The sequence below is a fragment of the Thermosynechococcus sp. genome (assembly GCF_046299655.1).
Lineage (GTDB): Bacteria > Cyanobacteriota > Cyanobacteriia > Thermosynechococcales > Thermosynechococcaceae > Thermosynechococcus.
On record NZ_JBKBHZ010000009.1, the window covers coordinates 39,517 to 52,681 of the forward strand.

12 protein-coding genes are annotated in these 13,165 nt (G+C 55.0%); 5 read left to right on the forward strand and 7 right to left on the reverse strand.

Features of this window, described 5'->3' with window-relative positions:
• Positions 1-9: 9 nt before the first annotated feature.
• Positions 10-234 (reverse strand): replication restart DNA helicase PriA, encoded by a 225-nt coding sequence (locus ACK4HN_RS07630; RefSeq protein ID WP_409869856.1) that lies wholly within the window; start codon positions 232-234, stop codon positions 10-12.
• Positions 235-630: 396 nt separating this feature from the next.
• Here ACK4HN_RS07630 and ACK4HN_RS07635 point away from each other — a divergent pair, with 396 nt between their 5' ends.
• Positions 631-2,364: an N-acetylmuramoyl-L-alanine amidase gene (locus ACK4HN_RS07635; protein ID WP_409869855.1), complete on the forward strand. Its 1,734-nt coding sequence runs from the start codon at positions 631-633 to the stop codon at positions 2,362-2,364.
• Here ACK4HN_RS07635 and rfaE1 read toward each other — a convergent pair.
• Positions 2,361-3,383: a D-glycero-beta-D-manno-heptose-7-phosphate kinase gene (gene rfaE1 / locus ACK4HN_RS07640; protein ID WP_409869853.1), complete on the reverse strand. Its 1,023-nt coding sequence runs from the start codon at positions 3,381-3,383 to the stop codon at positions 2,361-2,363. The genes ACK4HN_RS07635 and rfaE1 overlap by 4 nt on opposite strands.
• A 183-nt stretch (positions 3,384-3,566) precedes the next feature.
• On the opposite strand from rfaE1, the gene glmM reads away from it, so the two are divergent.
• Complete coding sequence (gene glmM / locus ACK4HN_RS07645) at positions 3,567-4,937, forward strand: phosphoglucosamine mutase (protein ID WP_409869851.1); 1,371 nt, start codon at positions 3,567-3,569, stop codon at positions 4,935-4,937.
• Between the two features lie 55 nt (positions 4,938-4,992).
• Positions 4,993-5,925 carry a methylenetetrahydrofolate reductase gene (locus tag ACK4HN_RS07650; protein ID WP_409869849.1) on the forward strand — a complete coding sequence of 311 codons (933 nt, stop codon included), beginning with the start codon at positions 4,993-4,995 and terminating at the stop codon, positions 5,923-5,925.
• Here the strand turns inward: ACK4HN_RS07650 and ACK4HN_RS07655 are convergent.
• Positions 5,879-6,163, reverse strand: a complete 285-nt coding sequence (locus ACK4HN_RS07655) for a DUF427 domain-containing protein (protein ID WP_409852903.1) — start codon at positions 6,161-6,163, stop codon at positions 5,879-5,881. The two genes, ACK4HN_RS07650 and ACK4HN_RS07655, sit on opposite strands and share 47 nt — an antisense overlap.
• A gap of 26 nt (positions 6,164-6,189) precedes the next feature.
• Positions 6,190-6,912, reverse strand: coding sequence for an ABC transporter ATP-binding protein (locus ACK4HN_RS07660; RefSeq protein WP_409869847.1), 723 nt, complete (start codon positions 6,910-6,912; stop codon positions 6,190-6,192).
• A gap of 176 nt (positions 6,913-7,088) precedes the next feature.
• On the opposite strand from ACK4HN_RS07660, the gene ACK4HN_RS07665 reads away from it, so the two are divergent.
• A complete protein-coding gene (locus ACK4HN_RS07665; RefSeq protein WP_409877430.1) occupies positions 7,089-8,219 on the forward strand; it encodes an SLBB domain-containing protein in 1,131 nt (376 codons plus the stop codon).
• A 17-nt stretch (positions 8,220-8,236) separates the two neighbouring features.
• The gene (locus ACK4HN_RS07670) at positions 8,237-10,480 is read left to right on the forward strand and encodes a polysaccharide biosynthesis tyrosine autokinase (RefSeq protein WP_409869843.1); all 2,244 of its coding nucleotides are present in this window, start codon (positions 8,237-8,239) and stop codon (positions 10,478-10,480) included.
• Between the two features lie 4 nt (positions 10,481-10,484).
• Here ACK4HN_RS07670 and ACK4HN_RS07675 read toward each other — a convergent pair whose 3' ends face one another.
• From ACK4HN_RS07675 to upp, 3 genes are read right to left on the reverse strand one after another with little or no spacing between them, the layout of a single operon-like run.
• Entirely contained in the window at positions 10,485-11,555 is a 1,071-nt protein-coding gene (locus ACK4HN_RS07675) for a RuBisCO accumulation factor 1 (protein WP_409877433.1), read from the reverse strand.
• A gap of 30 nt (positions 11,556-11,585) precedes the next feature.
• Positions 11,586-12,491, reverse strand: coding sequence for a homoserine kinase (gene thrB / locus ACK4HN_RS07680; protein WP_409877435.1), 906 nt, complete (start codon positions 12,489-12,491; stop codon positions 11,586-11,588).
• Between the two features lie 3 nt (positions 12,492-12,494).
• Entirely contained in the window at positions 12,495-13,157 is a 663-nt protein-coding gene (gene upp, locus ACK4HN_RS07685; RefSeq protein ID WP_409877436.1) for a uracil phosphoribosyltransferase, read from the reverse strand.
• Positions 13,158-13,165: the final 8 nt, after the last annotated feature.

Below are 13,165 nucleotides of genomic sequence, written 5' to 3' on the forward strand. Positions count from 1 at the left end.
GAATTCTTGCTAGCACAGTGCCCGTGTTCGCTCTATGGTGCAGGTGAGGTTGGCACCATACTGACCCACATGGGTAATTTCAGGCGTGTAGGCCTCTAACACCCGTCCTGTGCGATCGCACATTGTTAGGACGTAATCGCAGTGGGGGCACTGCGTATGAGTGACGGAGCCATAGCGTTGACGCAGGGCTAATTTGCCACAGTGAGGACAGTGAATCGTTTGCATGGTAACCATAGTTAAATAATCCTTAAATTATTTTTGATGGACACGAAATTGTGATAAGAGCGCTGCGCAAAAGTAAGGTTTCAAACTGATAAGACTAAAGCAATAGTATTGCGCAACATTAAGGGAATTTATGAGAGAGGACACTATTTATTATGGATGGATTTCCTAGAGATGACAATGATCCCAATGTTAAAAAATATGCTACTCAAGCGGGGATCAACGAATTCTATAAGCAGCCTAAGAGAAAACTTCTTCTCTTTTCTGAGAAGTGATTGACTTTTATAACAGTCCTTTGCACAAGGATGAAACAGGATCAGAATAGGCAAAACGCGATGTGAGTACCCTATTTTTTTAGATAAGGGCAGTAATCTAAAGAAAAGATTAAGAAATGTATGAGGGTTGGGGGTGAATTGGTTTGGTTTGAGTCTCTTTGGTGCGCTAATGGTGAGTTCACTCCAGCCAGCACCGGCAATGGGGTCACTGCAGGTGGTTTATCCGCCGCGAGAGCACGCCACCAGTGCCCCTCAGATTTTCTTTATTGGCACAGCACCGCCACAGGTTGTGGTGACGCTCAATGGTCAAGTGATTAGCGATCGCTCGCCAGCGGGACACTTTGCCCCCAGTATTCTCCTGCAGCCCGGCTTGAATCGCATCACCCTGCAAGCGGGGGATCAGCGCCTTGACTTTGCCATCACCCGCACGGTGCCTCAAGTACCAACCACCCTACAACCCCTAGAACCAACCGCCGATTTAGTGCGTCTGGCCAATGAAATTGTTTGCTTTACCGCTGCTGCTCCTAGCGATCGCGCCGTTCAAGTCCAAGTGGGTCAGCACATTCTGCCCCTAGAACCCCTCCCGCCTCAAGTACAACTGCCGTCTAACCTTGCTGCCCTGATTGATCAAGCAGATGTGGTGACCCCTCGCCCTTCTCTCTACCGCAATTGCCTCCAGCTAAGCCAAGTGGGCGACTATGGCCAAATTCAGTGGCAATTTGACAACCAACGCCAGCTAGGTGCCCGCATTCGTGTGGTGGAGCCAACGCAATTACCTGTTGTTGAAGTCACCCGCTCCCTTGGGGGGGTAGCCCGCACTGGCCCCGGCACCGATTATTCACGGCTAACGCCCTTGCCAGTGGGAACGCGAGCACGGGTGCGAGGACAAACGGGGGACTGGCTGCATTTGGACTATGGGGGGTGGATCCGCGCCAATGAAGTCCGCTTCCTCTCCAGTGCTCTGCCAACAATCGCCACCATCCGCAGTATTACCAGCCGCCAGCTTGCCGGTTGGACAGAAATTAGCTTTCCCTTGGATGTACCCGTACCGATTTCAATTCAGCAGGGCGATCGCCAGTTCACGCTGACACTCCACAACACGATTCCCCAAACCGACATCATTCGCCTCGATGCCGATCCCGTGATTCAACGCCTTGATTGGTATCCTGTTGATCAACAGCGGGTGGAGTATCGTTTTACGCTGCATCATCGTCAACAGTGGGGCTATCGTGTGGCCTATGAGGGGAATCGGCTGGTGCTGCACCTGCGTCATCCACCCCAACTCCAACGGGGAACACAACCCCTGCGGGGGGTTAAAATTGTCCTTGATCCCGGCCATGGCGGGCCTGAGGACTTGGGCGCACGGGGTCCAGATGGTACCCCAGAGAAGGTCGTCACATTGGCACTGGCCAAAAAACTGGCACCTGAGCTAGAACGCCTTGGGGCAACGGTCATTTTGACGCGCACAGAGGATATTGATCTGGACTTGTCCGATCGCCTGCTCGCCATTGAATCCGCCCAACCCACCCTTGCCCTGAGCTTGCACTACAATGCTCTCCCCGATGCTGGCGATGCCCGCCATACCCAAGGAATTGGCGCCTTTTGGTATCACCCCCAAAGCCACGCTCTGGCCGTTTTCCTCGAGGGGTATCTCAGTCAGCGACTGCGGCGGCAGCAGTACGGTGTGTTTTGGAATAACCTTGCTCTCACTCGTCCCACAATTGCCCCTGCGGTGCTGCTGGAACTAGGCTTTATGATTCACCCTGAGGAGTTTGAGTGGATTGTCAACCCGCAAGCCCAAGCTGAGCTTGCCCGTACCCTTGCCCAAGCTATTCTTGAATGGTTACAGCAGGCTACGCGGCACTAATCTTCCAGCAAATGGTGCAGGGCTGCCGCCATCTCGGCGGTGGATGTGGTAGCTGTGCCAAACTGGCGTACGACAATACTGGCGGCCAAATTGCCTAAAACCGCTGCCTCCCAAAAACTGGCACCCGCCGCAAGGGCAAGGGTTAAAGCAGCAACAACGGTATCGCCCGCCCCAGTGACATCAAAGACATCGGTGCGGTTAAAGGCGGGCAAATGGTAGGGCGCCGTCTCGCGACTAAAGAGACTCATACCGGCATCGCCGCGTGTAATCAGCATATATTTAGCGCCCGTCAAGTGGAGTAAATCTTCCCCAGCCCGCAGTACGTCTGCCTCCGTCCGAATCGGGTAACCCACCGCTGCCTCTGCTTCTGGCAGGTTCGGCGTAAATAGAAAAGCACCGCGATAGCGGGCTAAATCCCGTTGGGTGTCCACAATGGTCCGCTCATGCTGTAGGGCAGCGGCAATCACAGGGGGGGTAAAGACGCCATCGCCATAGTCGGAGCAAACTACTGCATCGGCAGTCCCCACCTGCTGACGAATAAAGGCCGCTAGCGCCTCCTGAAGCGCCGGGGCAGGCAGATCATCGGACTTGCGATCCACCCGCACAATTTGCTGTGTCACCGACTGGCGAGCATGACCTGAGATGCGCGTTTTTGTCACTGTGGGGCGATCGCTATCCTTAAAGATGCCTCGCGTATCAATCCCTGCCCTTTGAAAAATGCCACAGAGGGCTTCCCCTTGGGGATCTGCACCCACCAGACCAACGGCCTGCACCTGAGCACCCAACTTGGCCAAATTGTAGATGGCATTGGCACCGCCGCCGGGGACTTGGCGGGTAAACTCATGGCGCAAAATCAGCACAGGGGCTTCCCGCGAGAGGCGCTCCACCTGACCCGTGAGGAATTCATCGAGGGTGAGATCTCCCACCACCAGTACCCGTGCTGCGGAAAAGGACTCCAACAAGTGTAGGAGTCGCCCTTGGGACGATTGCAATTGCTGGCGCAGGTCGGGTGGTAACATCTGGCTTTGCCTCAATTCCCGCTGATCCAGAATACTCCTATGGGGGGACATTGATGCGGCAGCAAAGGTTCATGGAGGTGCTATAGTCCAGAGATAGTGAATAAATGTTAAGACGTCTCTCCTGCATAGCTCAGGAGATCGACTAGAAAATAGTGAGTACTGGTGTGGCGTGAGGAATTAACCATGACTGGGCAGCAGCCGATTCGGTTTGGCACCGATGGCATTCGCGGACGCGCTGGGGAGTTCCTAACCCCCAACTTGGCCTTGAGTTTGGGATATTGGGTAGGAGAAGTGCTGCGGCAGACTACGGATGCACCCCAGCGCCCCTTTATTATTGGTCAAGACTCCCGCAACTCCAGCGATATGTTGGCCACAGCCTTGGCCGCAGGGTTAACCGCCGCTGGTTTTGAAGTGTGGAATGTGGGCTTGTGTCCGACCCCCTGCATTGCCTACCTAACGGCCACCACAGAAGCCATTGGTGGCGCCATGATTTCCGCCAGTCACAATCCGCCCGCCGATAACGGCATTAAAATTTTTGGCAGTGACGGTACGAAGCTCAGTCCTGATCTGCAAAAAGAAATTGAAGCGCACCTCAATGCTGGCTTATCCCTGCCCCATACGGAGCAGTGGGGACATTTGCATCATCGTCCCGAACTGCTTCAGCGCTATCGCCATGCCGTACAAGCCCCCCTTGAGGATCGTCAACCGCTGCGGGGACTGCGGGTGGTGTTGGATTTGGCTTGGGGATCTGCGGTATCAGTGGCAGCGACGGTATTCCATGCCCTAGGGGCTGAGGTGATTGCTCTTCACGATCGCGCCGATGGCGATCGCATTAATGTCAACTGCGGTTCGACCCATTTAGAGCCGTTGCAACAGGCTGTCCGTGAAACCCGTGCTGCGATGGGGTTTGCCTTTGATGGGGATGCTGATCGCGTGCTGGCAGTGGATAGTCAAGGACGAGTCGTTGATGGCGATCACATTCTCTATTTCTGGGGACAAAGGCTCCAGTCGCAAGCCCAACTGCCCAAGGATTTGATTGTTGCCACTGTGATGTCTAATCTGGGCTTTGAGCGGGCTTGGCAAGCGCGGGGTGGACAACTGGTGCGGTCAGCGGTGGGCGATCAATACGTCCATGCAGAGATGTTGCGCCACGGTGCCATGCTGGGGGGAGAACAGTCGGGACATATCCTCTGCCGTCACTATGGTGTAGGAGGAGATGGCCTGCTCACAGCCGTGCACTTAGCAACCCTTGTCCAAGATTCCCGTCTCTCCCTCGACCAACTGCGGGACCAGAGTTTTACTCCCTATCCTCAGATTCTGCGCAATGTCCGTGTTGAGGATCGGCAGCGGCGACTCCATTGGCAAGAGTGTGAACCTCTACAACAGATGATTGCGAAAGCCCAACTGGATATGGGCGATCGCGGGCGAGTCTTGGTGCGTGCCTCTGGTACAGAACCTGTCATCCGGGTGATGGTGGAAGCAGAGCAGCAAAGCGTTGCTCATTATTGGACAGAGACTTTGGTGCAGACGGTGGCTGCCCATTTGGCCGCCTAGGAACAGGCGTCAGTAGTGTGTATGATAGTGGCCTAGTCGCGCTCTACTTATTTACTTGTCTGTTTCTCATTTCCAAGCTGCCTGTGAGCAGGGTGAGTTTCTCATCACTGCAGAGGTGTGTCCCCCCAAAGGGCGGGATGCCAGTGCCATGTTGCGTCAAGCGGCTCATTTGAAGGGACGGGTACATGCGGTAAATGTCACCGATGGCAGTCGTGCGGTTTTGCGCATGAGTTCTTGGGCCGCTGCCTATTTGCTCCAACAGCAGGGATTTGAACCCATTTGTCAGATGGCCTGTCGCGATCGCAACCGTATTGCCCTGCAAGCAGACCTCATGGGCATTGCTGCGCTTGGCTTGCGCAACATTTTGGCACTGACAGGCGATCCCGTTAAAGTAGGCGATCATCCCCAAGCCAAAGCAGTTTTTGATTTGGAATCTGTGCGGCTATTGCGGGTTATTAGCCAACTCAATCAAGGGGTGGATAGTGAAGAGCGCCCCTTGCCCGATGGTGCCACCCAATTTTTTGCCGGCGCAGCCGTTGATCCCCAGTCGCCCAGTTGGTCAGGACTGCAGCAGCGATTTGAACGCAAATTGGCAGCGGGTGCCCAGTTTTTTCAAACCCAGTTAATTACCGACTTTGAGCGGCTCGCCAAGTTCATGGATCAGATTGCTGCTGGCTGTGGGCGACCAATTCTGGCGGGAATTTTTCTCCTCAAGTCGGCTAAAAATGCTCTGTTTATCAATCGCGCGGTGCCGGGGGCTGCGATTCCTCAGCACATTATCGATCGCCTTGCCGCTGCCTCTGACCCCCTCGACGAAGGCATTACCATTGCAGCGGAGCAGGTGCAACAGGCACGACAACTCTGTCAGGGGGTGCACTTAATGGCCGTGCGCCGTGAAGATTTGATTCCGGAAATTCTTAACCGCGCCGGGATTCCTCCCCTTAGCGGGTCACCTGTACCCCGCGCCAAAACGCCACATAACCCTTGATATTGGCTGCCGCGGGCTTGGGATCAGGGTAGTACCACGCTGCATCGCGATTCACTTCACCGTTGACAACAACGTGGTAGTAGCTGGCTGTGCCTTTCCAGCCACAAACCGTGTGGGTATCGCTGGGCTGAAAATAGGCTAGGTTGAGTGCCTCGGGCGGAAAATAAACATTGCCTTCGACAACTTCATAGCGATCGCTCTCGGCCAAGGTCACGCCTTTCCAAACTGCCTTTGCCATTGCTTTTTTCTCAGTGATTCCCCTTCTTAAGATAGAACAGGTGCCGTCAGCGGGCTAGGCACGTTGGGGCGATCCGAGCGAATTTGACCGTCACGAAACTGAATAATGCGGTGCGTGACCGCCGCCACATCAGGTTCATGGGTGACCATAACTACTGTCATGCCGGCCTCATTGAGTTGACTAAAGATGGCGAGAATTTCCGCTGTGGTGTGACTATCGAGGGCACCGGTGGGTTCATCGGCAAGGAGGAGCAGGGGCTGATTGACAATAGCACGGGCGATCGCCACCCGTTGCTGCTGTCCGCCGGAGAGTTGATTGGGACGATTCTCAAGGCGGTGACCCAAGCCCACCTGTTCTAGGGCAGCGATGGCGCGATCGCGCCGTTCTTTAGGCGGGACTTGAGCATAGACCATGGGTAGCATCACGTTTTCCAGTGCCGTCAGCTGCCCCAGAAGGTAAAACTGCTGGAAGACAAACCCAATCTTGGCATTGCGAATATGAGCCAGTTCATCATCACTGAGGTGAGCCACATCTTGGCCATCGAGAAAGTAGCGGCCAGAGGTCGGGCGATCCAAACAGCCAATAATATTCATCATTGTGGACTTGCCGGATCCCGATGCCCCCATAATGGCGCAGTACTCCCCTCGCTGAATTTCTAGATTCACATCCTTGAGGGCGTGAACCTCGGTTTCCCCTTGGCCATAGACCTTAGAAATATGCTCTAGACAAATGAGTGGCTGGTCTGACATTACAATTCGTTAAAAGTCGGTTACTCTTATTCTAAAGCTGTCTTCCTAGGGGGTAGGCTCTTTGCTTTTTGCCATGTTAAACCGCTGGGAATCTCCCAGTGTCCCCCTGCCCTGTGGTAAAACGGGAGAGAACATAGGTTCTTGGCAAAAGCGCAGACTCACTAGGAGCATTCACGATGGGGTGTAAAAGGTTAGCACGACTGCAAAAAGGGGCTGTCGGGCTGGCGATCGCTAGCGGCCTGACCCTTGGGGCAACACTTCTAGCACTCCCCTCCGTCACCGCTCAACCTAGGTCTATCAGTCCAAACTCCTATAGTTTTACCAGCGTGAATCCCCTCCAAGACTATCTTTTAGGGCCAGGGGATGTGCTTTTTATTGAAGTGGTCAACCTGCCGGCAAGCGTTACTAGTCAGCGACAATTCACGGTTAATCTCGATGGCTCAGTCACTCTACCTTTGGCGGGACGAGTCATGGTGGGCGGTTTAACCCTACCCCAAGCAGAGCAGGTGATTCTCAATGCCTATAGTAAAGTCATGCGCTTTCCAGCAGTGACGGTTACGTTGCAGACTCCGCGCCCCATGAAGATTCTATTGGCGGGTGAGGTTAGCCGTCCGGGAACCTACGTTGTTCCTTTTACGTCTGTATCGGCCTCTGCTCCTGGTATTGGCCTTTCCGGTGGCTTAACATGGCCTCGCCTGAGCCAAGTACTCGCTCAAAGCGGTGGCATTACCCAAGAGGCAGACATTCGCAACATTGAGGTGCGCCGTCAACTGGGAAATGGCCAAACTGCGGTGACCAAAATTAACCTCTGGGAAATGATTCAGTCTGGCGATGCCAACCAAGATATTACGCTGCGCAGTGATGATGTAATTGTGGTGCCCAAGGCAAAGGAAGTAAATGCAGCGGAAGCCATACGGGTGGCCTCTGCTACCTTTTCGCCAGAAAAAATTCAAATTCAAGTGATTGGTGAAGTGAGCCGACCAGGTATTGTGGAAGTTCCTGCCAATGCCACCCTCACTCAGGGAATTGGGGCGGCGGGCGGATTTAATGTGCAGCGTGCCAATCGGTCTCGGGTGACGCTGGTGCGGCTGAATCGCGATGGCACCGTCAGTCGGCGACGCATTCCCTTTAGCTTGGCGGCTCAACCCGATGCCAACACCAATCCTGTGTTGCAACAGGGGGATGTGATTGTGGTAGAACGCTCAGGGGTAACCCAAGTGGGGGATGCGATTGGGAATGCCTTGCGTCCTCTAGGGGGGCTGGGAACGCTAGGAATTATTTTTAATCTAATTAATCAATTCGATTGAGAGAGGGTATCCTGCTGATGTCGCTTCCCCACAAGGTACCCAATTTACGAGTCGTCAATCGTGAGGCACGCCCTGCGGGCGATCGCCAGCGAAGTTCCTTACGATTCAGCACCATAAAGAGTTCTAAAAAAGGTGGGCTGCAAGCCTTCGGCGAGCTGTATCGGCGACGGTGGCGACTTCTTGGTGGCACAGCTTTACTCTCATTCTTGGCAATCGGTGGATATGTCCTCTGGCAGCCGCAAATGTACGAGGCCTATTTTCGCCTCCTGATGGAACCGCTCAGAGAGCCACAGCCTGCACCAACGCTACCCCGTCGCGATGGCCTTGCGGGAACCCTTCCCAGCGACTCCCTGCCGTCACCCTCACCAACCCCAACCCCTCAAGTTGATTTGGGGTCACAGATTCTGGTGCTGGAAAGTGATGAAGTACTGGCACCCATTGCTCGGAAACTGCAACAGCAGTACCCCCACCTGACCCCACGGGTCTTGGCCGAGCGTCTAGAAATTCGACCCGTCGTTCATGCAGCAACAGAGCAACTCGCAGCGCAAACCAAAGTCTTAGAAGTGGCCTATCGCGATCGCCAGCCCGAAATCGTGACCGCTGTCTTAAAAGCCGTAGCAGAAGCATTTGTTGACTATAGTCAGCGCGATCGCCAAGAACAGCTCCATCGCACCCTAGAACAACTGGATAAAGAGATCAATCGGCACCTTAAAGAATTGGATCAATTACAGCAGCAACTCCAAGCCAGTCAACCGCAAGGCGCAAGTCTGCAACCCTCGGAGCAACTGCGCTTTTTGACAGAACAGTACCGCCAAATCCATAACCTGCGCCAAGCAGCTCGCCTAAAGGCTGTGGAGGCCTACGGTCGTTTTCAAGGGTTCCAAGAACAACTAAAGATGACACCCGCTGAAGCCCTAGCAGCAGCAAATTTGAGTACCTCCCCTGCCTATCAACAACAACTGGCACGCATTCAAGAACTGGATCAAGAAATTGCCAAGAATCTGGCTATTTTCCGTGAAGGGACACCCGTCATCCAAGCCCTAGAGGAGCAGCGGCGAGTTTTAGTGGAGCAATTGCAGGCGATCGCCCGCCAAGTAATTGGTGAACAATATCGAGTGGACAACCCCACTGCCTTGGGCTTTCAGGGAACCGTCTCGCAAACGCTGATTACTAACTACATTACGGCGTGGATTGAGTACGAAAACCAGCGGCGCTATGATGCTCAGCTTGCTGCTCCTCAAGCAGCGGTTGCCCAACAATTACAACAACTGAGTAGCCAACTGCCCGCGATTGATCGCCTGCAAAATCAGATGCGGATGGCGAATCTCTCCCTAGAGATGCTCAATCAAGCTCGACAGGCGGTGCAACTACAACTGGCGCAGAATAACTTTGCGTGGCAGGTGTTGACGGATCTAGAAAATCCCGCCCTTCAGCCTACGTTTCCGCGCTTACTGCTGCTGGTGCTGGGGGCGATCGCCAGCCTTGGGTTGGGAGTTCTGGCCACTTATCTAGCGGATGCCGCCGACAATAGGTTTCTCAGTCCAGCCCGAGTAGAAGAGACCCTAGGCTTGCCCCTCCTTGGCACAATCCCCAGGACAACCCCGCAAACTCATCTTCGCCTAGAGCGAGTGGCGAAAGGCAATTCAGGGCTGTGGCAGGTGACCCAAGTGCTCCCCTGTGTCGGTGAACGGGTGAAGTTTCAGGAGGCGTTTCATCAGACGTTTGCCAACCTCCAAGCCGTGGGCTTAGGGCATGTGTTGGCTGTTATTTCCGCCCTACCCGCCGATGGGCGCACGACGATTGCCCTCCATCTTGCCCTTGCTGCCGCAGCCACGGGTCGGCGCGTTCTGCTGATTGATGGGGATTTACGGCGACCCCAGATTCACCGCTATCTTGGCCTTACCAATGAACAGGGCTTGGCGGATTGGTTGATTCACCGGCGGCACTGGTATAGCGTTGCTCAGGCGCGGCGCGGCCTCGCAATTTTAACTGCCGGGGAGTTACGGCAACAGCCGATGCGGCTCCTCAGCCAAGACACCATCAAGCAATTTATGGCTCATCTCAAAAACTACTTTGACCTAGTAATTGTGGATACACCGCCCTTAGCCAACTTTGCCGATGCCAAGCTTTGGTCGGGACTGGTGGATCAGACCCTTGTGGTGGTGAATCTGAAGGCACCCCAGCAACCAGTGCGTCTCGCCTTGGGCGATTACAGTTTGGGCAGTGTCAGCCCGCTGGGGGTAGTGGTCAACCTTGCCTGAGGAATTACTCCTCAAAGAACCAGAATTCTTTGTTGATACTCTCGTCCAAGACTTGGGGGGGGCGCAGCACCAGCAGGAGTTGACCCAGAATCGGAACTGTAGGCGGTTCAGGACACCAAGTGAGTTGGACAGTGTCCGTAGAGGCAGAGGGGAGCAGCAGATAGCGATCGCGATCCCATTCTGGCAGCCCGCGATCCACAATCAAGAGCACCTGTTCAATGGGGAGTCCCTCAGGCGTTGGCGGCAATTCCGTGGGTAAGTCTGCCGCAGGCCAAAGAACTGCCACAGGATCAACGGCATTCAGGAGAACCTGCCAACTGGGGAGAGCCACTAGGGTCATGGGCTGGGGAATGGAGACGAATTGAAAGGCACCTGTGGCGGTTAACTGGGGCACTTGATTAAACGCTGCGGCAGTGAGGGGAGCTATTCCTGCTACGGGAAGGAGGTAGGGGAGGTCTTCAGCGGAATCTAGGCGGTAAAGGGGGAGTCGGGGTTGACTAGCAGCGGGAACCACGGTAAAGTCCGTCAGCAGTTTTTCAAGGGCTTGCCGACCTGTGGCAGATTCCACAAAGCGAAAGCCCTGAGCAATGAGGCGCGATCGCTGGGCCAAATCGCGTTGCTGCCGTGCCAGTTGCCAGTAGTAGCGACCAATGCGATCGCCGACGCTCTCAGCAAAGCCTTCACTGTCATCCTTTTGATAGCTCACGGCCTTAAGGGCACGGCACACCTCATGAACCGCAGTGAGATCCAATTGTTTCTCAACAATTAGCGTCGCTACTGCAAGGCGATCGCCCGCCGACAAGACCCGCAGTTCATAGAGCAGGTCACTCCCCTGGGTCTCAAAATAGGCGCGTACGGATTCAGGGGCTTCCCGTAGGCTCTGACTGACTTGCAGGGCAATGATCAGTTGGTTTTGGTGGATGGGTTCAATGCCCGTAGCCTCAAAAATCGCTTGGGGAGAGAGTCCTTGTTTTTGCAGTTGCTGGCAGGCTGCCCCCCAATCTTGCCAAGTTCCCTCTTTGCGGCGCAGGCGTTGCAGCACTTCCGTTGTCAAATCCTCCTGTTCTTGACTCATCCAATCACCTCCTAGCAGCAGGGAAGCATTCTAGCGATCGCGCACCGTTGTCCCTTGGCGTTGAATGGCGAGAACCTCGACCCGCGCCTGTACGTTAAACCTTGCCCAAGTCTCCCTCAACGCTGCGGCAATGGCTGGGGCGGTAAGGGGATCCCCAAGCGCCAAGAGGGTTGGCCCTGCCCCACTAATCACCAGACCATGGGCACCTGCCCCAAGGGCCGCGCGGTGGAGATCTGTATAACCTTTGATCAAACCTTGGCGGTAGGGTTGATGCAGGCGATCGCCCAAGGCGAGTTGCAGCCACTCCCGTTGCCCCGTTTCCAAGCCCCGCAGCAAAGCGCCAAGGTGACTGAGATTAAAAACCGCATCACTGTAGGTACAGTGGGGAGGCAGCACTTGCCGCGCTGTTTCCGTCGCTAGCTCAAAGTCTGGAATCGCCACAATCGGCACCACATCCTGATCCCAAGGAATCTCCAGCCAATGCCATCCCCCTGTGGTTTCTTGGACAGCTAGACGACAGCCCCCAAGCAACGCAGGCACCACATTATCCGGGTGGCCTTCCATTTCAATTGCCAATTCCAACACCTCGTGATGACTGAGGGGAAAGCCCGCCAGCCGATTGGCTCCCACCAAACCACCAATGATTGCTGTCGCTGAACTGCCTAAACCCCGGGCAAGAGGAACCCCCAGATCAATTTCTAGATACACGGGTGGGGCTTCGCGGCCTAGATATTGATAGAAACGGCTGTAGGCACGATAGGCCAAATTGTCGGAGCTACTGCTGACAGCGGCGGCTTCAGTGCCCCGCACACTGACATGGGGGCGATCGCTCAAGGAAAAGGTGAACGTATTGGTAAGGGTCAGAGCGGCCCCTAAGCAATCAAACCCTGGCCCCAAATTGGCCGTTGTTGCTGGCACAGTCACCACTGTCATCATCAGTTATGCTTCCTCCCCAGTACCAAAGGCGCGATCGCCCGCATCTCCCAAGCCGGGCACAATAAAGCCCTGCTCATTCAATTTCTCGTCAATCGTGGCGGCATAGACTTGCACAGCGGGAAAATGGGCACCCAGTTTCTGCAACGCTGGGGGAGCGGTGACCACGGAAATAATGCGCACTAGGGCGGGGTCAATCCCCCGCTGCACCAATTCCTGCATTGCTACCATAATGGAACCTCCCGTCGCCAGCATCGGTTCACTAATCAGGACACGGGTTTGCGGGTCAAACTGCGGGGGCAACTTATTGAGATAGCAACTGGGTTCAAGGGTGGCCTCATCCCGCACAATTCCTAGGTGATATGTTTTAGCTGTGGGTAAGACCCCTTGGGCACCGTCGAGCAAGGCCAAGCCCGCCCGCAGAATCGGTACCACCACAATGGGCACTTGGGGATTCACCACCATCGCAGCGCAGGGGGCTAGGGGGGTTTCAACCACTGTTTCCGCCGTTGGCAACCATTCCCGTGCCGCCTCGTAGGCCAGCCACCGACCCAACTCCGTCATCGCTACTCGAAATAGGGGCATAGGGGTCTGGCGATCGCGAGCCACCGTTAGCCAGTGCTGGATTAGGGGATGAGGGGGGACATAGATGCGCAATTGGGGGGTCACAGATCACT